The sequence below is a fragment of the Streptomyces sp. NPDC001700 genome, from assembly GCF_053596435.1.
The window spans coordinates 53,838-78,145 of sequence record NZ_JBSFGE010000008.1; the positions used below are offsets into that span (position 1 = coordinate 53,838).

At 73.8% G+C, this 24,308-nt stretch carries 5 protein-coding genes; 4 read left to right on the top strand and 1 reads right to left on the bottom strand.

The features are described 5' to 3' along the window. Window positions 1–354: 354 nt before the first annotated feature. From ACWC5C_RS17225 to ACWC5C_RS17240, 4 genes are all read left to right on the top strand, one after another. Window positions 355–12,096: an amino acid adenylation domain-containing protein gene (locus ACWC5C_RS17225; protein ID WP_450876191.1), complete on the top strand. Its 11,742-nt coding sequence runs from the start codon at window positions 355–357 to the stop codon at window positions 12,094–12,096. Further along, a complete protein-coding gene (locus ACWC5C_RS17230) occupies window positions 12,093–14,069 on the top strand; it encodes a class I adenylate-forming enzyme family protein (RefSeq protein WP_450876192.1) in 1,977 nt (658 codons plus the stop codon). The genes ACWC5C_RS17225 and ACWC5C_RS17230 overlap by 4 nt, the downstream gene beginning before the upstream one ends. A 1-nt stretch (window position 14,070) precedes the next feature. After that, window positions 14,071–14,637 (top strand): cupin domain-containing protein, encoded by a 567-nt coding sequence (locus tag ACWC5C_RS17235; RefSeq protein ID WP_385446680.1) that lies wholly within the window; start codon window positions 14,071–14,073, stop codon window positions 14,635–14,637. Window positions 14,638–14,776: 139 nt separating this feature from the next. Continuing rightward, window positions 14,777–16,231 (top strand): glyceraldehyde-3-phosphate dehydrogenase, encoded by a 1,455-nt coding sequence (locus ACWC5C_RS17240; RefSeq protein ID WP_450876193.1) that lies wholly within the window; start codon window positions 14,777–14,779, stop codon window positions 16,229–16,231. On the opposite strand, the gene ACWC5C_RS17245 is transcribed toward ACWC5C_RS17240, so the two are convergent. Further along, entirely contained in the window at window positions 16,210–24,303 is an 8,094-nt protein-coding gene (locus ACWC5C_RS17245) for an SDR family NAD(P)-dependent oxidoreductase (RefSeq protein WP_450876194.1), read from the bottom strand. The two genes, ACWC5C_RS17240 and ACWC5C_RS17245, sit on opposite strands and share 22 nt — an antisense overlap. Window positions 24,304–24,308 lie beyond the last annotated feature (5 nt).

Sequence of the window (24,308 nt, forward strand, 5' to 3'; positions counted from 1 at the left end):
GTGTTCAGGGATCGGCGCATGGGCAGACAGGGGAGGAAGTGACGGCCGAGGGCTCGGCCGTGCTGGGTCGCGGCGGGGTCGAATCGGCCGTTTTCGGGGCCGAGTTGCTGCTCCAGGGCTGTGAGCTGCTGCGATCTGCCGTGCGCGGTCACGTTTAGGTGATCCGAGTGATGATCGTCTCCATTGCCATACCTTTGCGATGGCTTTACTCGCCTGTTAGTCTTCCGGCGACCGGACAAGATCGGAACACCGCCCAACCGGCCCCGTGCCCGAACAGCCCGACGACTGATGCAAATCGCCCTGTGAAGCCACTTCTACGTTGAGGTCGTCACACGGCGACCGGGCGGGAACCTCATGGCCCTGGACGACACCGGCACCGAACTCCCCCTTTCCGAGGCGCAGTCAGGCGTATGGCTGGCCGAGCGGTCCCGGCCCGACCTGTCCTCGCCCTACCTCTGGGGCGAGTACACCGACATCACCGGCGCACTCGACACCGGTGTCCTCGTGGCGGCCGTCCAGCAGGCCGTGCGCGAGACCGAAGCCCTCCATGTCCGCTTCACCGAGGCGCCGGACGGACGGCCGGTCCAGCGCGTGACGCGCCCGCGCTCCGTCCCCTTCCCCGTACGCGACCTGCGGCACGAGCCCGATCCGTACGGAAGCGCCCTCGACTGGATGCGCAAGGAGCTGTCCCGGCCCGTCGACCTGGCCGAGGGCGAGCTGTTCGACGGCGCCGTCCTGCGGATCGGCGACGACCGGCATCTGCTGTTCACGCGGGTGCATCACATCGCCCTCGACGGCTTCGGCATGACCCTCTTCTCGCGCCGCGTCGCGGACCTCTACGGCAGCCTGCACGACGGCGGCCCGATCCCCGGAGGCGACTGGACCCCGCTGCGCGCCGTACTCGACGAGGACCGGGCCTACCGCGCCTCACCGGAGTGGGAGGCCGACCGGCGATGGTGGCTCGGCCAGATGGAAGGGCATCCGGAATTCCTGAGCCTGGCCGCCCGCCCGGCCCCGGTGCCCGCCGCCTCGCTGCGGCTGACCAGCACCCTGCCCACCACCGAGTTCGCCCAACTGCGTTCGGCCGCCCAGGACATGGGGCAGCGCTGGTCGCGGCTGGTCATCGCGGCGACCGCCGTCTTCGTCCACGCGATGACCGGCAGCCGGGACGTCGTCCTCAGCCTGCCGGTCACCGGGCGGGTCAGCGAGCAGAGCCGCCAGGTGCCCGGCATGTCGGCCAACGTGCTGCCGCTGCGGCTGTACGTCGACCCCGCCACGCCCCTCACCGACCTGGCCGCCCGGGCCGACGAGGCCATCGCCCTCGTCCAGCGGCACCAGCGCTACCGGGGCGAACAGCTGCGCCGCGACCTCGGATACCCGCAGGACGGGCGGCGCTTCTTCGGGCCCGTGCTCAACATCCAGCGCTTCGCCTACGGTCTGCGCTTCGGCCCCGCCACCGCCACCGTGCACAACGTCCAGGCGCCGCCCTCGGAAGACCTGTCCCTGGTGGCGTACGACCGTGGCGACGGCCCGCTCACCATCGACGCCGACGCCAACCCGGCCAACCACACCCCGGAGTTGCTGCGCGACGCCAGCGACCGCTTCCTCCACGTGCTGCGCCAGGCCGCCACCCGCCCCGGCCGGACCCCCGTGGCGCGGTACGCCGTCACCTCGGACGCCGAGCGCGACCGCATCCGTACGGCGGGCAGCGGGCAGCCGCAGCGGCACACCGACCCGGAGCGCACCGCGCTCACCTGGTTCCAGGACCATGTCGCCGCCACACCCGAGGCGTTCGCCGTGCGCTCGGCCGCCACCGGCGAACGGCTCACCTACCGGCAGCTGGACGACCGCGCCACCGCCCTCGCCGCCCGGCTGACCTCGGCGGGCGTCACCGCCGAGACGCCCGTGGCCCTGCTCGTGGAGCGCTCGCCCGACCTCGTCGTCGCCGTGCTGGGCGTGGTCAAGGCGGGAGCCGCGTATCTGCCGCTGCACCGCGCGGACGGCACGAGCCGCCTGACCGCGATCGCCGCCGGAGCCGGGGCGCGGTTCCTGATCACCGACGCCACCACCCGGGAGGACGACATCGCCGGGTGGTTCCGCGACCGGGGACACCACACCCTCGTCCTCGGCGACCAGCCGTCCGCCCCGCCGCCCTCCCCTCCGGTGGCCGTGCGCCCTGATCATCTCGCGTGCGTGATGTACACCTCGGGCTCGACCGGCACCCCGAAGGGCGTCGCCATCACCCACGGCAATCTCGTACGGCTCGCAGCCGACCGCTGGTGGGACGAAGGCGGCGCGCAGCGGGTGCTGCTGCACTCCCCGCACGCCTTCGACGCGCTCACCCTGGAACTGTGGGTGCCGCTGCTCACCGGCGGCGAGATCGTCATCGCCCCGCCGGGCCGCACCGACCTCAGCGTCCTGCGCGAGACCATCGCCACCCACCGGGTCACCGGACTGTGGCTGACGGCGGGCCTGTTCGCGGCGATCGCCGAGGAGGACCCCGACTGCCTCGCCGGGGTCCGCCAGGTGTGGACCGGCGGCGACGTGGTCGCGCCCGAGGCCGTACGGCGCGTCCGCTCCGTGCCCCGGGCCCCCGCCGTCGTCAACGGCTACGGACCCACCGAGACCACCGTGTTCGCCACCCGCCACCCGGTGCACGACCTGCTCACGGACACCGCCTCGATCCCCATCGGCACCGCGCTCGACGGCACCCATGCGCACCTCCTCGACGACGCGCTGCGCCCCGTCCCGCCCGGTGTCACCGGGGACGTCTATCTCTCCGGCACCGGGCTCGCCCGGGGCTATCTCGGCGCGCCGCGCCGCACGGCGGAGCGGTTCGTGGCCTGCCCGTTCGGCCCGCCCGGCGCCCGCATGTACCGCACCGGAGACCTGGCGCGCTGGAACCCGGACGGGACCCTGGACTTCGCGGGCCGCGCCGACAGCCAGGTCAAACTGCGCGGCTTCCGGGTCGAACCCGGCGAGGTCGACGCCGCCCTGTGCCGCCACCCCGCCGTGACGCAGGCCGCCACCGTGCTCCGCGAGGACCGGCCCGGTGAGCGCAGGCTCGTGTCGTACGTCGTCACCGCGCCGCTGGAGGAAGGGGAAAGTGGCGCGGACGCGCTGGAGCGCCACGCCACCGAGCACCTTCCGGCGTTCATGGTGCCGTCGGCCATCGTCCCCGTCGAACGGCTCCCCCTCACCCGCAACGGCAAGCTCGACCGCGCCGCCCTGCCCGCGCCACTCACCCAGCGTCCGGCCGACCCGGCCGACACCGCCACGGACCGGCCGCCCCGCACGGCCACCGAGGAGACGCTCACCGCGCTCTTCCGCGACGTTCTGGGCGAGCAGCACATCCCGCCGGACACCGGCTTCTTCACCCTGGGCGGCGACAGCATCCTGGCGATCCACCTGGTCAGCCGGGCCCGGCGGGCAGGGCTCCCGCTCACCTCGCAGGACGTCTTCCGCCACCCCACGGTCACGGCCCTGGCCGCGACCGTGGCCGACCGGTCCCCGCTGCCCACGGGCCCGGGCGCCGCCGCCCCGGGCGACACGGACACCGGCGTCGACACCGACACCGACCCGGCGGTGGAGCCGACCCCCGTGATGCACTGGCTGCGCGAACGCGGCGGGCCCGTCACCGGGTTCGCGCAGTCCATGGCGCTGCGTACCCCCGCCGCACTGGACCTGCCGAGGCTGCGCACCCTCCTCGACGGGCTGCTCGACCGCCACGACATGCTGCGCCTCCGCCTCTGCGCGCGCGACTCCTCCTGGGAGCTGCGGACCGAACCCGGCGGCCAGATCGAGCTGGTACGGCACGACGCGTCCGGCCTGGACCCGCAGGCGCTGGAGGACGCCGTACGGGAACACGCCGCGCGGGCCGGGGAGCGGCTGGACCCCGCCGAGGGGCGCGTCGTCCACGCGGAGTGGTTCGACGCCGGAGCCGACCGGCCCGGCACGCTCGTCCTCACCGTGCACCACCTCGCCGTCGACGGGGTGTCGTGGCGGATCCTGCTCGACGACCTGCGCGACGGCTGGCGCGCGCTGGCCGAGGGCCGGACCCCGGCACCGCCGCCGGTCGGCACAGGCTTCGGACGCTGGAGCAGGGCGCTCGCGGCACACGCCCGGGACGCCTCGGTGCTGGCCGAACTCCCGTACTGGACCCAGGTCGCCAACGCGGTCGGCCACCTCCAGACGGAAACGCGGCCGGAGTGGCCGGACCCGGCGCGGGACACCGAGGCCACCCGCCGCCACCACACCCGCACCCTCCCGGCCGCGCTGACCTCGGCCCTGGCGGAGCGGGCCACCGCCGCGTTCGGCGCCTCGCTCAACGACCTGCTGCTGACCGCCTTCGTCCGGGCCGTCGCGGACTGGCGGGGCGCGGGGGAGACGGGGCAGCCGGGGGAGACGGCCGTCGGGCTGGACCTGGAGGGACACGGCCGGGAGGAGTTCGCCGCCGGACTCGAACTGTCGCGTACGGTCGGCTGGTTCACCGTCATCCACCCGGTGCTGCTCGACGCGGGAGACGGGGACACGCCCTGGGATGTGGCCGTGGCCCGAGTTCGCGCCGCACTGCGCGACGTACCGGCCCATGGCCTCGGCTACGGCCTGCTGCGCCACCTCAACCCGGACACCGCCACCCGGCTGGCCGCACCGGCACCGCCCCGGATCGCCTTCAACTACCTCGGCCGCTTCGAGGCGGACGGCGAACGGGACTGGAGCCCGGACGGGAGCGTCCTCGCGTCCGGCGCCTCGCCGGAGCTGCCGTTGGCGCACGCCGTCGAACTCGACTCCGTCATCGTCGACCACCCCGAAGGCCCCCGGCTCACCGCCATGTGGTCCTGGGCCGGTCGCCTGCTGGACGACGCGCCCATGGCGGACCTGGCCGGGCGCTGGTTCGACCACCTCGCGGCGCTGGCCACCGCTGCGGACGAGCGACCGGTGGCGCCCGCAGCGGACCGCGAGGGTTCCGTGGCAGACCGCGGAGGTGAGGCGCTGCCGCTGGCGCCCCTCGCCCAAGGGCTGCTGTTCCACTCCCAGTACGACCATGGCGAAGACGGCGGCGCCGACCCGTATCTCGTGCAGTTCGTCTTCGAGCTGACCGGCGAACTCGACGCCACCGCGCTGCGCGAGGCACTGCGCGCCCTGCTGCGCAGGCACCCGAATCTGGCCGCCGGATTCCAGGCGGACGACCTCGGCAGGCCCGTGCAGATGGTGCCGGACCACATTGATGTGCCGTGGCGGGAGGAGCGGGTGGCGTCCCGCGCGGAGGAGGACGCCTTCCTCGACCGGGACCGGCGGGTGCGGTTCGACCTCGCCCAGCCGCCCGCGCTGCGCGCCACTTTGCTGCGCGCCGCCGATGGGCGCCACGTCTTTGTGCTGACGGCCCATCACATCCTCCTGGACGGCTGGTCCTGGCCGATCGCGGTCCGGGAGCTGTTCACCCTCTACGCGGGCGAAACGCCCCCGGCCGCCACGCCCTACCGCGCCTATCTGGACTGGCTCGCCACCCGCGACGCCGAGGCCGACGAGGCCGCGTGGCGCGGAGTCCTGACCGGGCTGGACGGCCCCACCCTGGTCGGTGGCGAGCGTGGCCGGGACAGCGCCGCACAGCACGGCCAGGCCGACGCCGAGCTGGATGCCGCAGTGACGGACGCGCTGCGGCAAGCGGCCCGTACGCACGGGCTGACCGTCAACACGCTCGTACGGCTCGGCTGGGCCATGCTGCTGGGCGCCCACACCGGCCGTGACGACGTCGTCTTCGGCTCCACGGTCTCCGGCCGCCCGCCCGAGCTGCCCGGCGTGGAGAACATCGTCGGCCTGCTCATCAACACCATCCCGGTCCGGGTCCGCCTCGACCCCTCCCGCACCGTCGAGGAGACGCTGCGCGCGCTGCGCGACCAGCAACTCGCCGTCGTCGAGCACCAGTACGCCGACCTCACCCGGCTGCAGCGCCTGGCCGGACACGGCGAACTCTTCGACACCCTGGTCGTGTTCGAGAACTACCCCCTCGACGCCGATGTGCTCCGGGACGTCGCGCCCGGCATCGAGATCACCGGGCTGCGAGTGATGGACGGCACCCACTACCCGCTGTCGCTCATCGTCCTCCCCGGCGACGGCACGCGGCTGGGCCTGCGGCTCGACCACCACACCGGGGTCCTCGACGCGGACGCCGCCCGGCGCCTGCTCGACCGGCTCGGCGCACTGCTCGGCCGTATCGCCGCCACACCCGGTGCCCGGCTCGCCGACATCGGCCTGCTGCTGCCCGACGAGCGGATACCTCAGCCGCTGGCCGACGCCGAGCGGACACCGGACCGGGTCACCCTGCCCGCCCTGTTCGAGGCGCAGGCCGCGATGCGACCCGACGCCCCCGCGCTCACCGATGGCGAACGCACCCTCCACTATGGGGAGTTGAACGAACGGGCCAACCGCCTCGCGCGGGCGCTCGTGGCGCGCGGCGCGGGCCCCGGCCGTCTTGTCGCCCTCGCCCTGCCACGCGGCGCCGACCTGGTGACCGCCATCCTCGCCGTGCTCAAATCCGGCGCGGGCTATGTGCCGCTGGACCCGGCCACCCCGCCCGAGCGCGTGCGCCATGTGCTCGGCGAGGCGAACCCGCCGCTGGCCGTGGCCACGACCGACACCGCCGCCATGCTGCCGCCCGGCCAGGGCCGGTTGCTGCTGGACGCCCCGGAGGACGACCCCGGGACGGCCGCCGCCCTGGCCACCGGCCCGGCCGGTGACCTCGGCCGATGTACCGACCCGCACACCACCGCCTACGTCATCCACACCTCCGGCTCGACCGGCACCCCCAAGGGCGTCGTGGTCACGCACGACAACGTCGTACGGCTGCTGGACACCACCGATGAGCGGTTCGGCTTCGGCCCGGCCGATGTGCACGCCCTGTTCCACTCGTACGCCTTCGACGTGTCCGTATGGGAGCTGTGGGCCGCGCTCGGCCGTGGCGGGCGGCTCGTCGTCGTACCGCACACCGTCAGCCGGTCGCCGCGCGAGATGTGGCAGCTGCTGGTGCGCGAGCGGGTCACCGCGCTGTGCCAGACGCCGTCCGCGTTCTACCAACTCGCCCAGGCGGAAGCCGACATGGCTCGGGAGGCCGACGGCCCGCCCCGGCACGCGCTGCGCGTCGTGGTCTTCGCCGGGGAGGCGCTGGACCCGCGCCGGATCCGCCACTGGTACCCCGATGGCCCCGGCATCCACGGCCGCCCCCGGCTGGTGAACATGTACGGCATCACCGAGACCACCGTGCACTCCACCTACGCCGAACTCACCGACCCGGCCGACACCCGCAGCGCCATCGGCGAACCCCTCGACGACCTGCGGCTGCACCTGCTCGACCACGCGCTACGGCCCGTCCCGCCCGGCTGTCCCGGCGAGATCTACCTCTCCGGCCCCGGTGTGACCCGTGGCTACCTGGGCCGGTCGGCCCTGACCGCCACCCGTTTCGTGGCCGACCCCTTCGGCCCGCCCGGCGCCCGGATGTACCGCTCGGGAGACCTGGCGCGCCGGTGGCAGGACGGCACGCTGGAGTACCTGGGCCGCACCGACCAGCAGGTGAAGGTGCGCGGTTTCCGGATCGAACCGGGCGAGATCGAGGCCGTCCTGGAGCGCCACCCCGATGTCGTCCAGGCCGCCGTCATCGCCCAGGCCACCGAGGCCGACGGCAACGCGGACGGCAGCGTACGGCTCGTGGCGTACACCGTCCCCGCCACCGCCGACACCCGCCTCGACCCCGCCGCGCTGCGCCAGCACACCGCCGACCACCTGCCCGGATACATGGTGCCCGGCTTCGTCGTGCCGATCGCCCGGCTGCCGCTGACCCGCAACGGCAAGCTCGACCGGCGCGCCCTGCCCGCACCCACCGAAGGGCTGCGGACCGGCGCCGGACGGGCGCCCGCCACCGAGCTGGAACGGTTCCTGTGCCGCGCCTTCGCCGAAACGCTCGGCGTACCCGAAGTCGGCGTGGAGGACGGCTTCTTCGACCTCGGCGGCCACTCGCTGCTCGCCACCCAGCTCATCAACAAGATCCGGGCGGGCCTCGGCATCGACCTCGCCATCCGCACACTGTTCGACGCGCCCACCGTGGCCGCGCTCGCCCCGCGCGTCACCGCGCAGCGCGAGCCCCGCCGGGCGCGGGCCGGACGTCCGGCGCAGCGCCCGCCACTGCGCCCCGGACTGCGGCCCGCCCGGGTCCCGCTGTCGTTCGCCCAGCGCCGCCTGTGGTTCCTCCACCACTTCGAGGAGGCCGGGCCGACGTACCACATGCCCTTCGCCTTCACGCTCCACGGCCCGCTGGACACCGAGGCGCTGCGCGCCGCGCTCATGGACGTCCTGACGCGCCACGAGATCCTGCGCACCGTGGTGGAGGTCCACGACGGCGAGCCGTGGCAGCGCCCCACCACCCCCGCCGAACCGCCCTTCGAGACGGTGCTGCTGGACGAGGCGGACGGGTACGGCGCCGACGAGGCGCGCCTCGTCGACCGGCTCGCCGCCGACGCCGCCCGCCCCTTCGACCTGGCCACGGAGGTGCCGCTGCGGGCGACGCTGTACGTGCTGGGCCCCGACCGCCACGTCCTGATGCTGCTGCCGCACCACATCGCGGCCGACGGCTGGTCGCTGACCCCGCTCACCCGCGATCTGTCGGCCGCCTACCGGGCCAGGGCCTCCGGCGCCGCCCCCGGCTGGGAGCCGCTGCCCGCGCAGTACGCGGACTACGCCCTCTGGCAGCGGGAGCTGTCCACCGACGCCGACGCCGCGTACTGGACGCGCGCCCTGAGCGGCATCCCGCAGGTGCTGCCGCTGCCCGCCGACCACCCGCGCCCACCGGCCACCTCGCACCGTGGCGGCACCGTCGAGTTGGCCCTGGACGCCGAACTGCACCGAGGGATCACCGCCCTCGCCCGCGAACACGAGGCGAGCGTGTTCATGGTGCTGCACGCCGCGCTCGGCGCCCTGCTGTCCGGGCTCGGCGCGGGCGAGGACATCCCGATCGGCACGGCGGTCGGCGGCCGCCACGACGCGGCACTGCACGACACCATCGGCTGCTTCGTCAACACACTCGCCCTGCGCACCGACCTGTCGGGAACCCCCTCCTTCGCCGAGCTGCTGCGCCGGGTGCGCACGTTCGATCTGGACGCCTTCGACCACCAGGAGCTGCCGTTCGAGCAGCTGGTGAAGCTGCTCAACCCGCCGCGCTCCACCGCACACCACCCCGTCTTCCAGGTGATGCTGGCCTTCCAGGACACCGGGAACGCCGACATCGACCTGCCGGGGATCACCGCGCGGCAGGTGGCCGTGCACGGCGACCGGGCCCGGCTGGACCTGCTGTGGAGCCTGCGGCAGGAGTACGACGCGACCGGCGCGCCCGGGGGCATCACCGGGGTGCTGGAGTACAACGCCGACCTGTTCACCCGGGGGACGGCGGACGCGCTCAACGAGCGGCTGGCCCGGCTGCTCCGCGCCGCCGTGGCCGACCCCGGCCGGGCCGTCGCGGACCTTCCCCTGCTCACGCAGGAGGAGGAGCGGCGGACCGTCACCACCTGGAACGACACCGCACACGAGGTAGCCGGGCCGGGCGTGGTCGAGCTGTTCACGGCCCAGGCCCGCCGCACCCCGCACGCACCCGCCCTGATCGGCGCCACCGAGACGCTGGACTTCGGGCAGCTCGCCGAACGCGTCGCCGACCTGGCCCGGACGCTACGGGGCCGTGGCGCGGGCCCCGGCCGACTGGTCGCCGTAGGCCTGCCACGCGACACCGGCCTGATCACGGCATGCCTGGCCGTGATGTCCACCGGCGCCGCCTATCTGCCGTACGACCCCGAGCTGCCGCCGGAGCGGATCGCCGCCCTGCTCGCCGACGCCCGCCCCGCCCTGATCCTGCGCGCCCCGGACACCGGTGGCGATCCGTGGACACTCGCCACCTCACCCGACCCGGCCCTGCTCCCCGACGACGCCGCGTACGCGATCCACACCTCCGGCTCCACCGGCCACCCGAAGGCCGTCGTCGTGCCGCAGCGAGCGCTGGCCAACCTGCTGGCCACCATGCGCCACAGCCTCGGTGTCCACGAAGGGGACCGCGTCCTGGCCGCCGCCCCCGCCAACTTCGACATGTCGGTGCCCGAGCTGTTCCTCGGCCCCGTCACCGGCGCCGCCACCGTGGTCGCCGACTCCGCGACGCTCCGCGATCCGGACGCGCTGCTCGCCCTGCTGGCCCGGCACCGCGTCACGGTCATGCAGGCCACCCCCTCGCGGTGGCAGACCCTGGCCGAGCGGCGGCCGGAGGTGCTGCGCGGCATGCGCGCGGTGATCGGCGGCGAGGCCGTCCCCGGTCCGCTCGCGGAAACCCTCACCGACCTCGGCTGCCGCCTGTTCGCCTATTACGGCCCCACCGAGACCACCGTCTGGTCGGCCTGCCACCCCGTCACCGGTCCCCAGGAGCCCGGCGTACCCCTGGGGCGGCCGGTCGCCAACACCCGCGCGTACGTGCTGGGTCCCCGGATGCGGCCCGTGCCGCCCGGCGCCATCGGCGATCTGTACCTGGCGGGCACGGGCGTCGCCCACGGCTATCTGCACCGCCCGTCGCTCACCGCGCAGCGCTTCGTCCCCGACCCGTTCGGCCCGCCCGGCACCCTCATGTACCGCACCGGCGACCTGGCCTCGTGGCGGGCCGATGGCACGCTGCGCTTCCACGGCCGTGACGACGACCAGATCAAGCTGCGCGGCCACCGCGTCGAACTCGGCGAGATCGAGGCGGCGTTGGCCGCACACCCCGAGGCCCGGGCCGCCACGGTGGCGGTGTGGGACATGGGCCCGGAGGACCGGCGGCTGGTCGGCTACGTCGTCCCGCGGCCCGACGACGCCGACCTCGACCTCGACTCCGTGCGCGCACACCTGGCCGCGCGGCTGCCCGGCTATATGCTCCCGGCCCGCCTCCATACGCTCGACCGCCTCCCGCTGACCCGCAACGGCAAGGTGGACCGGCGCGCACTGCCCGAACCGGACTGGGGGAGCGGCACCGGCAGCCGGGCTCCGGGCACGCTCCGGGAGGAGACGCTGTGCCGGTTGTTCGCCGAGGTGCTCGGTGTGGACCGGGTCGGCGCCACGGACAGCTTCTTCGCCCTGGGCGGCCACTCGCTGAGCGCCACCCGGCTCGCCACCCGCATCCGTGACGTCCTCGGCCTGCGGCCCTCCATCCGCGACCTGTTCGAGGCGGCCACCCCGGCCACGCTCGCCGCGCGCCTGGACGACGGCACCCCGACCGCCCGGGGCCACCTCATCGCGTACCGCGCCACCGGCGAGGCGGCGCCGGTGTTCTGTGTGCACCCCCTGAGCGGTATCGGCTGGCTGTACGCCGGGCTGCTGCACCACATCGACGGATCCCATCCGCTCTACGCCCTGCGGGGCGAGGACCCCGGTGGCATCGGCGAACTGCCGTCCAGCATCGAGGAGATGGCCGAGCGGTACGTGGACGAGCTGCGGGCGGTGCGCCCGCACGGCCCGTACCACCTGGTCGGCTGGTCCTTCGGCGGAGTCGTCGCCCACGCCATGGCCGTACGGCTGCGGGAGCTGGGCGTCGCACCGGGACTGGTGTGCGTCGTCGACGCCCTGCCACCCACCGGAGACGGCGACGACGGTGGCGAGGCACCCGGCGCACCCATCGACGAGGAGCGCATCCACCGCATCCTGGTGACCGCCGCGGGCCACGACGAGCGGCGATTCCCGCCCGGCGGGCTGGACTTCGCCACCGTCACCGCCCTGCTCCGCACCGAGGGCAGCGCGCTCGCGACCCTCACCGAGGAGGACATCGGCCGCATCGTCGCGGTGGCGAAGAACAACGCCCGGATCCTGCGCGCCTACCGGCCGCCCGCCCTGGACGGCGACGCCGTGCACGTGGCCGCGGCCGGGAACCGCCCGGCGCTGGAGAAGGCGTGGCGCCCGCTGGTCACCGGCGCGCTCACGCTGCACGAAGTCGACAGCGACCACGAGCGGATCATGCAGCACCAGCACATCGGCGGCTTCGGCCACCTCCTCGCGGAAGAGCTGCGCCGCCACGACCGCACCGCCCGAGGGACGGAGAACGCATGACATCCGTGGCGCACGGAGCCCCGCTGGACACGACGGAACTGGCGCGCCGCTTCCGAGCGGAGCTGCTCGGCCTGGACGCGCTTCCGGCGGGCGCCCGCGTCGTCATCCGGCTGCCGCACGGCGAACCGCTGGCCGGGGCCCTGCTCACCTGCTTCGACCGGCGGCTGGTCGCCGTACCGCAACATCCGCGCACCTCCGACGCGGACCTGGCCGCCACCGTGCGACGCGTGGAGGCCTCGGCCGTCATCGACACCTGCGGCGACCCCACGCGCCCGATCGGGCTGCGGATGCTTCCCGGGGCGCCCGCCGAGCCCGATCCGGGGGCGGCGGAGCTGGCGTTCATCATGTTCACCTCCGGGTCCACCGGCACCCCCAAGGGCGTGATGCTCAGCCGCCGCGCCGTCCTCGGCAACGCCGCCAAGACGGCGCGGCTGCACCGCTTCGCCCCCGACCGTCCGCACGGCACCTGCCTGCCGCTGTACCACTGCAACGCGCTCGTGATGTCGCTCATCGGCGCCCACACCACCCACACCCCGCTGGTCCTGCACACCGCCTTCGACCCCGAACGCTATCTGCGCGACCTGGCGGCGGGCGGCGCCCGCACCGCCTCGATCGTCCCCGCCCTGCTGGCGGAGCTGGTGGAGGCCGGTCCCGCCTGGCCGGACGGCCTGGACTACCTGATCACCGCGGCCGCCCCGCTCACCGGCGACCTCGCCCGCCGTTTCCACCAGCGCTACGGGCCCAGGCTCCGCCAGGGGTACGGGCTCACCGAAGCGGTCAACTTCAGCTTCACCATGCCCGAGCTGGGCGGCCAGGACTTCACCGCGCAGTACCTGGACCGCTTCCCGCCGGTCGGACTCCCGCTGCCCGACACGGACGTGCGGCTCGAATCCGGCGAAGTGTGGATCAGAACACCGGACATGATGAACGGCTACTGGCGCGACCCGGCCGCCACCGCCCAGGCCCTCACCCCCGACGGCTGGCTGCGCACCGGCGACCTCGGCGAGCTGCGCGACGGGCTGCTCGTCCTGCGGGGCCGCGCCAAGGAGCGCATCGACCGCGGCGGCGAGAAGCACTATCCGCTGGACGTGGAGCGGATGTGGCACGAGGCGGGCCTGCACGGCCGGTTCGCCGCCGTCCCCGTCGCCGAGGCCGCTCTCGGCCATGAGGTCGGCCTCGTCGCCGACGGCCCTCCCGCCGACACTCTCGACGCGGTGCGCACCGTGTGCGAGCGGTCCGCCGTACGCCCCGCAGCCGTGCGGTGGGGCGGCTTCCTCGCCACCGCCACCGGCAAACCGCAGCGCACCGCGATGGGCCGCACCCTGGCCGTACGGCGGATCTCCGCCGTCCGCTACGAACGGCTGCTGCGCTACGCCGCCGTCACGGCCCGTACCCTGCTCGGCACCGATACGGGTCCCCAGCCCTCACCGGATCTGCGCCGGGCGCTGCGCGCGATCGCGCCGTACGCCGCCGACGAGCCGGTCCCCACCGGCGAGGAGCCCGTCTTCGCCGCCTTCGACTTCCTGCGCGAACACGTGCGCGCCCACGGGGCCGGGACACCTCTGCCGGAAGCGGAGAAGGCCCGGTGGCGCGCGTATCTGCGGTCCCAGTGGCCTCTTTCGGAACACGCCGAACTCGCCGCCGAGATCCGCGCCGCCGAGATCCGCGCCACCGAAGGCGATACAACCGATAAGCCCGATGTGCCCCAATTCGGGGCATGGTGGGAGTCCGGTGGCGGCGGCCTGCGGCTGCTGGCCCACGCCCCGACAGCCTCAACCACCGACGGCATGCCGTGGGCGCTCGACTACCTGTGGCGCTGTCTCGCGGACGACCACGGGACCGCCCGTGCCGACCGCTGGACCTGGGTGCGGCATCCGCGCACCGGCCACCCGGCCACGGTGGGCTTCTCCGTGCTGCGATCCGGCCGCCATGACCTGGGCGGCGTCGTATGGGATTCACAACCGAGGGAGTGACATGCGCAACCAGGACACCGAGCCCGCGCTGAAGATCGCCACGTGGGCGAAGAAGACGCTGAGCCCCGAGCACACCGGGCTGCACGTGGAACACGCCGCGCTGCCGGTCGAGGTGCACGGCACATCGTCGGCCAGCGGGCGCGAACTGGTGACCAACGACGACATCGGCGCCGATCTGATCCGGCTGCCCGCGGGCGCCGGTTTCGTCCCGCACACCCACCCCGGCCATCACATCCTCACCATCGTGGCCGGAATCGGCACCATGACCTACGGCGGCCGCATCTACGAGACTCACGCCGGACAGACCCTCCTGATCGAAGGCGGCATCCCGCACGCGGTCGGCGCGATCACCGACCATGTGATCCTCGCCGTCGGCGCGCCGCACAAGCGGATCGGCGCGGACGACCGGATGATCCCGGTGGCGTACGAGGAGGTGGTGGCCGACGACGGCGAGCTGACCTGCCTGATCTGCGGGTCCACGGCCGGTCCGCCGCGCTTCCTGCACTCCGTGGGCTGTCCGCACTGTCCCTGTCGGACGTGTGCGGGCATGCCTGCCGAGCACGGCTAGACATCCCCTCGGGCCGGACCGCCAGGAGGTGTCGCCGCGAGCCCGGTGGCCCGGCGACACCTCATGGCCGAACCTCGTGGCTGATCAAAGGTGCAGGCGGGTTACCATATGAGCACCGCCTAGCTCGAAAGATGAACTTGTGACTGTCAACGAGGACTCGTTCACCAACTGGAACACCCGCGAGGAGATCGCGGAGTCGATGATCCCGATCATCGGGAAGCTGCACCGGGAGCGAGACGTCAACGTCCTGCTTCACAGCCGCTCCCTGGTGAACAAGTCGGTGGTCAGCATCCTCAAGACCCACCGGTTCGCCCGGCAGATCGCCGGTGACGAACTCTCGGTCACCGAGACGCTGCCGTTCCTGCAGGCCCTCACCACCCTCGATCTCGGCCCGTCCCAGATCGACATCGGCATGCTCGCCGCCACGTACAAGACCGACGACCGAGGTCTGTCGGTGGAGGAGTTCACCGCCGAGGCGGTGGCCGGTGCCACCGGCGCCAACAAGATCGAGCGCCGCGAGGGACGCGATGTCGTCCTCTACGGCTTCGGCCGCATCGGACGGCTCGTGGCCCGTCTGCTCATCGAGAAGGCCGGGTCCGGCAACGGTCTGCGGCTGCGCGCCATCGTGGTCCGCGGAGGCGGCGGCCAGTCCGCCGACGATCTCGTCAAGCGCGCCTCGCTGCTGCGCCGTGACTCCATCCACGGCCAGTTCCAGGGCACCATCACGGTCGACGAGGAGAACAGCCGGATCGTCGCCAATGGCAACGAGATCAAGGTGATCTACTCCGACGACCCGACGTCGGTGGACTACACGGAGCATGGCATCAAGGACGCCATCCTCATCGACAACACCGGTAAGTGGCGTGACCGCGAGGGCCTGTCGAAGCACCTGCGCCCCGGCATCGCCAAGGTCGTCCTGACCGCGCCGGGCAAGGGCAACGTCCCCAACATCGTCCATGGTGTCAACCACAGCACCATCAAGCCGGACGAGCAGATCCTGTCCTGCGCGTCCTGCACCACCAACGCCATCGTCCCGCCGCTGAAGGCGATGGCGGACGAGTACGGCGTCGAGCGCGGCCACGTGGAAACCGTCCACTCGTTCACCAACGACCAGAACCTGCTGGACAACTACCACAACTCGGACCGCCGTGGCCGGTCGGCGCCGCTCAACATGGTCATCACCGAGACCGGTGCCGCCTCCGCCGTCGCCAAGGCGCTGCCCGACCTCAAGGCGAAGATCACCGGCAGCTCCATCCGGGTCCCGGTGCCGAACGTCTCGATCGCGATCCTCAACCTCCAGCTCGCGCGCGAGACCACCCGCGAGGAGGTCCTCGACCACCTCCGCGATGTGTCGCTGACCTCGCCGCTCAAGCGCCAGATCGACTTCATCAGCGCCCCGGACGCGGTGTCGAGCGACTTCATCGGCTCGCGCCACGCCTCGATCATCGACGCCGGTGCCACCAAGGTCGAGGGCGACAACGCGATCCTCTACCTCTGGTACGACAACGAGTTCGGCTACTCCTGCCAGGTCATCCGCGTTGTCCAGCATGTGTCCGGCGTGGAGTACCCGACCTACCCCGCCCCGGTGGTCTGATTCCGCCGCCCCCTTCGGGGGGTGGTACCGAGCGTGGTGAGCCATGCGCGGATGGCCTCGGCTGTCGTCCGCGCATGCGTCTCGGTGATGCTCCAGTGGTCGCCGGGCACGTCCACGGTGTCGTACGGCTCCAGCCAGGACGTACGCCACGCGTCGCCGTGTGCCTCCCGCCCGCCGTGGGTCCGCGTCTCGGGCAACTGTTCCGTGGCGCGGACCAGCAGGGTGGGAACACCGGTCGGCCCGGGGCGCCAGCCACGGGTCATGCGGGTGTAGGCCCCGAGCGCGGCCATGGACATATCGTCCACGGCCACGTCGAACCGCTCTCCCATCTCCAGGGGGACGCGGGCGGGCATGGCCAGCAGCCAGGGCTCGTCCTCGCGTTCGGGGGTCACGTGGTAGGTGTCCACGATGACGAGACCTGACGGCGGTGTGCCGGTCGACGCGAGCCGGGCCGCCACCGAGTGCGCGGGGTAGCCGCCCATCGAGTAGCCCAGGAGGACGTACGGGCGGTCCCCGACCTGCTCCCGTACGGTGGCGGCGTGCAGGTCCACCAGGGTCTCCCAGTCACGCGGGACGGCGTCCCCGTGGACGACGCCGGGGTGCTGGATCTCCAGGACGTCCCGCTCGCCGCCGAAGAAACCGGCCAGCGTCCGGTACCAGGGCCCGCCGGGGCTGGGGGAGAAGCCCGGGAAGCAGACGAGGACGGCCTGTTCGGTACGTTCGCCACGGCTGGCCAGCCTCAGTGGCGCGAGCGCGTGCCGGGCGCGGTCGGCGCCGTCGAAGACGGGCAGGGCGAGCGAGGCGGTCGTCAGCAGGTGCATCGCCTGGACCACGTCCCCGGTCCGGCACACCCGCCGGTAGAGCGAGGCGAGAGCCTGTGTCGGGCGGGCCGGTGGCGCGTGCGGTGCCGGTGCGGCGGCCATCGGTTCTTCGGGTAGCGCGGGCAGCGCGTCGCCCAGCTCCGTGAGCAGGTGGTCGGCCAGCTCCGCGACGCTGGGCCGGTCGAAGGTGACCGTCGCGGGCAACGGCAGACCGGTGAGGGTACTGAGCCGGTTGCGCAGCAGGACACCGGTGAGGGAGTCGAAGCCCAGCTCGCCGAAGTGAGCGCCGGGGTCCACGTCGATCGCGTCCTGGTGGCCGAGAACCTGGGCGGCCTCCTCGCGGACCAGCGCCAGCAGGACGGACGCCCGGTCGGCCCCGGTCAGCGAAACCAACTGATCCTGCCAGCCAGCCGTGTTCGCGCCGTCGGCCACGGACCGGGCGGCCGGGCGGGGGCTGCGGATCAGCCCGCGAAGTGGCGGCGGGAGGGGCGGCCCGGCGGTGCCGGTGGCCCGGGCAGTGGCCAGCGGCAGCGGAGCCAGCACCGCTTCGCCCATGCCGAGCGCGGTGTCGAACATCGCGAGGCCCTGTTCGGCCGAGACCGGGCGGACCGGGCCGTGTCCGGCCCGGTCCGTGCGGGCCGCCATTCCGCCGTCCCCGTCCCTGTCCCCGTCGCCTTCCGTGTCCGCCCAGGGGCCCCAGACGAGGGAGAGCGCGGGCAGGCCGAGAGCCGCGCGGTGGAGTGCGAGCCCGTCCAGGAAGGCGTTCGCGGCGGCGTAGTTGCCCTGTCCGGCGTTGCCCAGCAGTCCGGCCGCCGAGGAGAACAGCACGAAGTGCGACAGCGGCAGATCCCGCGTCAGCTCGTGGAGATGCCAGGCCGCGTCCGCCTTGGGACGGAACACGGCCGCGATCCGCTCGGGCGTCTGCGCCTCCAGTACGCCGTCGTCCAGCACTCCGGCGGCGTGGACGACCGAGGTCAGGTCCGGCGCGTACTTCCCCACCACGGTGGCGAGCCGGTCGCGGTCGGCGGCGTCACACGCGATCACGTCCACTCGCGCTCCCGCCTCCTCCAGCGCGGCCCGTAGCCGCCGCGCGCCCGGTGCCGCCGGGCCACGGCGGCTGGTGAGCACCAGATGGCCGACCTGGTGACGGGTGGCCAGGTGCCGCGCCAGCAGCCCGCCGAGAGCCCCGGTGCCGCCGGTGATCAGAACGGTGCCGTGGAGCGTTGCCAGGTCGGTGGGGGATGGGCCGGCGGGGGATGGGGCGGCGGTCAACCGGGGGACGCGTACGGTGCCTTCCCGGACGGCGAGCTGGGGTTCGCCCGTGGCGATGGCGGCGGGCAGCAGCCGCAGCGACTCCGGCCGCCCGTCCACGTCCACGACGGTGAGGCGGCCGGGAAACTCCGACTGGGCGGTGCGCAGCAGACCCCACACCGAGGCGGCGGCCAGGTCCGGCGATGGTGAGGCGGCGTCACGCGTCACCACGACCAGATCGGGTCCGGGGGCGGACAGCCTGGTCCGCAGCAGGTCCAGGGCGCGGGCGGTCAGGGCGTGTGCCTCCGCGACAGGCTCCCCGGAGGGGGCGGCGAGGGAGACGACGACCGGGCCCCCGCCGCCGATGGGAAGGACCTGGCCCAGGCCCAGGTCGTCGGGCGCCGCGATGACCGGCGCGGGTACGTCCGGTCCGGCTGCGGCCGGGATATCGGTCCACCGGGTGCGGTACAAGGGGCCGGACGCCACGTTCCCGGCTTCCCGGAGCGGCCGGGTGGTGAGCGAGTCGATCCGGAGTACCGGTCGGCCCGTACGGTCGGCGAGGTCGACGGTGACCGTGTCCTCGCCGGTGGCGCGGATCCGCACCCGTACGGCCGTGGCCCCGTCGGCGAACAGGGTCATGCCGCGCCAGGCGAAGGGCAGCCGGGCGGCGCTACCCTCGGGCGGCGCGGCGAGCAGCCGGGCGTGCAGGGCGGCGTCCAGCAGTGCGGGATGGATACCGTACCGCCGGGCGTCCGCGCCCACCGGCTCCTCCAACACCACCTCGGCGAACAGCTCCTCGTCCCGCCGCCACACGGCCGTCACCCCCTGGAAGGCGGGGCCGTACGCGTAACCGGCGTCCGCCAGCCGCCGGTAGGCGCCGGTGAGGTCCACGGGGACGGCGTCCGGGGGCGGCCAGGCGGTGGCGTCGCGGGCGGGCGCACGGGGCCCGGTGGCCGGGCCGAGCCGCCCGGTCGCGTGGTGGGTCCAGGCGCCGAGCGCACCGGAGTCCACGGGGCGGGAGTGCACGTCGGCCGGGCGGCGGCCGGACGCGTCCGGCTCTCCGAGGATCACCTGTATCTCCACCGGGTCGCCCGCGACGGGCAGGACCAGCGGGGCCAGCAGCGCGAGGTCCTCCAGCACCTCCTTTCCGCACACGTCGCCCGCGTGGAGCACCAGCTCGGCGAACGCGGTACCGGGCAGCAGCACATGACCGGCGACGACGTGATCGAGCAGCCACGGCTGGTCCACCACGGACAGTCGGCCGGTGCACAGCAAACGCTCGGTGCCGGGCACGGTGGTCGTCCGGTCCAGCAGCGGATGGCCGTCCGGCGCGGGCACCGGGCCGGTGGCGCCCGGCGCCGGACCGGCGGTGTCGGCCAGCCAGTAGCGCTTCCGCTGGAAGGGGTACGTCGGCAGCTCCACCCGCCGGGCGCCGCTGCTCGCGAACACCCGCCGCCAGTCCACCGGCAGCCCGCGCACATGGAGTCGGGCCACGGCGTCCAGAGCCGTCTCCGGCTCCGGCGCACCGGCCCGTACGGTGGCCGTGCACAGCCGGTCTTCGCCCGTTCCGGCCAGGCCCGCCATGGCCGCCGCGGTGAGCTGCGCGCCGGGCCCGACCTCCACGAAGGCGGTCACCCGCTCGTCATGGGCCAGCCGGTGCACGACGTCACCGAAGCGCACCGCCTCACGGGCGTGCCGTACCCAGTAGGCGGCGGAGCGCAGTTCGTCCCCGACGGCCGGACGCCCGGTGAGTGCCGACACGACGGGGACGCGCGGAGGCTGGTACGTCAACCGGGCGGCGACCCGGCCGAACGCGGCGAGCATCGGCTCCACCAGCGGCGAGTGGAAGGCGTGGGAGACCCGCAGCCGCGTGGTGCGGCGACCGCGCGCGGCGAACCGCGCCGCGACGGTGAGAACGGGCGCCTCCGTACCGGAGATGACGACCGAACGAGGAGCGTTCAATGCCGCGATGGCGACGCTGTCCGCGCTGTCGGCGCTTTCCGGGACATCCGCCAGCGCCTCCGCCACCTCCTCCTCGGAGGCGTCCAGCGCCACCATGGCACCCCCTGCTGGCAGTTGGCGCATCAGCCGCCCCCGGGCGCCGACCAGCTCGACGGCGTCCGCTTCCGACAGGATGCCCGCGACGTGGGCAGCCGCCAGTTCACCGATGGAGTGCCCCGCCAGAAAGTCCGGCCGCACACCCCAGGACTCCAGCAGCCGGAACATCCCCACCTCGAACGCGAACAGGCCAGCCTGCGAGAAATCCGTCCGCTCCAGCAGGTCGGCGTCCCCGGTGCCCGGCTCGGCCCACAGCACGGTGCGCAGGGGACGCTCCAGGCCGCCGACTTCGTCGAACCGCTCGCACAGGGCGTCGAAAGCCCGGGCGAAGACGGGGAAGGCGGCGTACAACTCCCTTCCCATGCCGTGTCGTTGGGCACCCTGCCCGCTGAACATCAGGGCCAGCCGCCCGGCGGACACGGGCGTCGGGACGGGCCCGTCCGTGGCCAGTGCGTCCAGCCCGGTCAGCAGCACCGTACGGTCCGTGGTGGGCAGGGCCGCCCGGTGCGCGAGCGCGGCGCGCGTGGTGGCAAGCGAGAACGCGACGTCGGTCAGCTCCGCTTCGGGTTGTGCGCGCAATCGCGCCGCGATCTGCCCGGCCTGCGCGCGCAGCGCCCGCGGGCTCGCGGCGGAGAGCAGCATTGGAGGCGACGACGGCAAGCGGGCAGGGGCGCCGGGGAGCTGCCCGGGAGTGCCCGTGGCCCGGGCCGCGTCTTCCGGGGCGGCCTCCTCCACGATGACGTGCGCGTTGGTCCCGCTGACCCCGAACGCCGAGACCCCGGCCCGGCGTGGGCTGCCGGGCGCCGGATGCCACTCCTCCTCCCGGGTCAGCAGCCGTACGGCGCCCGACGACCAGTCCACCTGGGGCGACGGCTCGCCGGTGTGCAGGGTGCGGGGCAGCCGCCCGTGGCGCATGGCCAGGACGGTCTTGATGACCCCCGCGACCCCGGCGGCGGCCTGGCTGTGCCCGATGTTCGACTTCAGCGCGCCCAGCCACAGCGCCCGGCCACCGGTCCGGCCGGGGCCGTAGGCGGCCATCAGCGCCCGGGCCTCGATGGGATCGCCGAGCGCGGTACCCGTGCCGTGGGCCTCGACGCCGTCGATGTCGGCCGGGGACAGCCCCGCGTTCGCCACGGCATCCCGGACCACCCGCTCCTGGGCCGGGCCGCTGGGCGCGGTCAGCCCGTTGGACGGACCGTCGGAGTTGACGGCGGAGCCACGGAGGACGGCCAGTACGGGATGGCCGTTGCGGCGGGCGTCGGAGAGCCGTTCCAGCAGTACAAGGCCCACTCCTTCACCCCACCCCGTGCCATCGGCGGCCGCCGAGAACGGCTTGCACCGGCCATCCGGCGCCAGGCCCCGCAGCCTGCTGAACGCGATGAACGGGCTGGGAGTCGCCATGACGGTGACGCCTCCGGCCATGGCCAGTGAGCACTCTCCGGACCGCAGCGCCCGCGCCGCCCAGTGCATCGCCACCAGCGACGAGGAGCAGGCGGTGTCCACGGTCACGGCGGGCCCGCGCAGGCCCAGGGTGTAGGCGACGCGGCCGGATGCCACGCTGCCCGCCGAGCCCAGCGCGAGGTGGCCCTCCAGCTCGTGCGGGCCGTGGTGGATGAACCGGCCGCCGTAGTCACCGTGCATGATCCCGGCGAAGACGCCGGTGTCGCTGCCGCGCAGATCTGCCGGGTCGATACCGGCCCGTTCCAGAAGCTCCCAGCCGGTCTCCAGCAGCAGCCGCTGTTGCGGGTCCGTGGCCAGGGCCTCGCGCGGGGACATCCCGAAGAAGGCCGCGTCGAACTCGGCCGCCCGCTGCAGGAATCCGCCCCGCCGGGTGACGGAGGTGCCCAGCCGGTCCGGATCGGGGTCGAAGAGCCCCGTCGTCGCCCAGCCACGGTCGGTGGGGAAGTCCGAGGTCGCGTCCGTCCCCTCGGTGACCAGCCGCCACAGGTCCTCCGGCGAGTTCACGTCCCCGGGATAACGGCAGGCCATGGAGACGATGACCACCGGGTCCTCGCGCTCCTCGGCGGAGGTACGAGGCGTTACGACCGTCGCCGCCCCGGCCGTGTGCGCCGTACCTCCGCCGAACAGCGCGGTGAGCAGCTGGTCCGCCACATCGGCCGGTGTCGGCCGCTCGAACACCAGGGTCGCGGGCAGGTCGAGACCGGTCGCCGCGCCGAGCTGGTCCCGCAGCAGTACGCCCCCGAGGGAGGCGAGCCCGAGCGCGGTGAAGGGACGGTCCGGCTCCGGACCGGGTTCGGGAACGCCGCACACGCGGGCCGTGGCGTCGAGGACGAGGCGCAGCACGGCGTCGTACCTGCTGCCCGGAGGCAGCGGCAGCAGCCGTGTCCGCAGTGCGGCCGAGGCGGACTCGCGCGCCGTGGCCAGGCGTTCGGCGAGTTGCTGCACAAGGCCCGCCCGGATGATCTTGCCGGAGGAGGTACGGGGCACCGAGCCGGTCTCGTACACCTCGTCGGGCACCTTGAAGGCCGACAGCCGCTCCCGGCAGGCGGCCAGCGCCCGCCCGATGTCGACACCGCCGGACCCGGGGACGGGGACGACGAAGGCGATGGGCACCTCGCCGAGTACATCGTGCGGCCTGCCGACGACGGCCGCGTCGGCGATGTCCGGGCAGCCGAGCAGGACCTCCTCCACCTCGGGCGGGTTGATGTTCTGGCCACCGCGGATGATCAGTTCCTTGAGACGGCCGGTGACCTGGATACCGGAGTGCGGCAGACGGCGGCCGAGGTCCCCGGTGCGGTACCAGCCGTCGTGGAAGGCCCGGGCGGTGGCCTCGGGGCGGTTGTGGTAACCGAGCATCAGGTTGGGGCCACGGACCCACAGCTCGCCCTCGTCGCCGTCGGCCACCTCGTCCCCGGTCGTGGGATCGGCCACCCGCACCTCGACGCCCGGCAGCGGCAGACCGTTGGAGTCGTCGGTGCGGAACCTGCCGAACCCGTTGACGGTGATCTTCCCGCAGGCCTCGGTGGAGCCGTAGCCGTCGAACAGCGGCGCGCCCAGCAGTTCCTCGGCCTCCGCCCGCAGCGCCGGGGGACACGGCGCGCCCCCGGTGGCGCACAGGCGCAGGCCGGGCAGCGGCCGTACCCCCTTCCGTACCGTGTCCAGCAGCAGGTGGAAGGTGGCGGGCACACCGGCCAGCACGGTGAACGGCCGCTCGGCGAGTGCCCGCGCGACGTTCGCGCCCCGGTCGAGGAGGTACGCGCTCGCTCCCACCGAGACCACTCCCAGCAGGCACAGCGAGTGGGCCAGGGCGTGGTGCAGCGGCAGCGGCCACAGCAACCGGTCCTGCCGCTGGAGGCCGAACCGTGGCACGTAGCCCGCCGCCACCGACCACAGGGCGCCGCGCTGGCTGGAGACCACGCCCTTGCGCTCGCCGGTGGTGCCCGAGGTGTAGAGGATCCACGCCGGTTCGTCCAGGCCGAGGTCGTCCCGGGGCGGGACACCTGGATCCGTACCGGCCAGCGCCTCGAACAGGACTGCCCCGGTGGGGGCATCGCCGGGTAAGCGGTCCGTGGCCGCCACGACGACCGTCACGGGTGGCGGGCCGTCCACGGGCCGGGTGATGCGCGGCAGCAGCGCCTCCTCGGTGATGATCGCGGTGGCGCCGCTGTCCTGGAGGAAGTACGCCAACTCCGCGTCCGTGGCCCGTGGATCGAGCGGCACCCCTACCGCTCCCGCCCGCAGCACCGCCAGGTAACTCTCCACCATCTCCACGCGGTTGCCCAACGGGAACGCCACCCGCTCGCCGTGCCGCACACCGAGCCGCGCCAGGTGGCCCGCCAGCCGCGCGGTACGTTGCTCCAGCGCCGCGTACGTCACCGCCCGCCGGGAATCCTCGAACGCTGTGCTGTCCCCGGCCCGCCTCGCATGCTCCGCCAGGACGCCGGGCAATGCACGGATGAACTCCCCACGAACCTCCGCCATCCCCA

What these genes read in the sequence shown, in the direction of transcription:
- ACWC5C_RS17225 (WP_450876191.1), top strand. Translation starts at nt 355, where the DNA reads ATGGCCCTGGACGACACCGGCACCGAACTCCCCCTTTCCGAGGCGCAG.
- ACWC5C_RS17230 (WP_450876192.1), top strand. Translation starts at nt 12,093, where the DNA reads ATGACATCCGTGGCGCACGGAGCCCCGCTGGACACGACGGAACTGGCG.
- ACWC5C_RS17235 (WP_385446680.1), top strand. Translation starts at nt 14,071, where the DNA reads ATGCGCAACCAGGACACCGAGCCCGCGCTGAAGATCGCCACGTGGGCG.
- ACWC5C_RS17245 (WP_450876194.1), bottom strand. Translation starts at nt 24,303, where the DNA reads ATGGCGGAGGTTCGTGGGGAGTTCATCCGTGCATTGCCCGGCGTCCTG.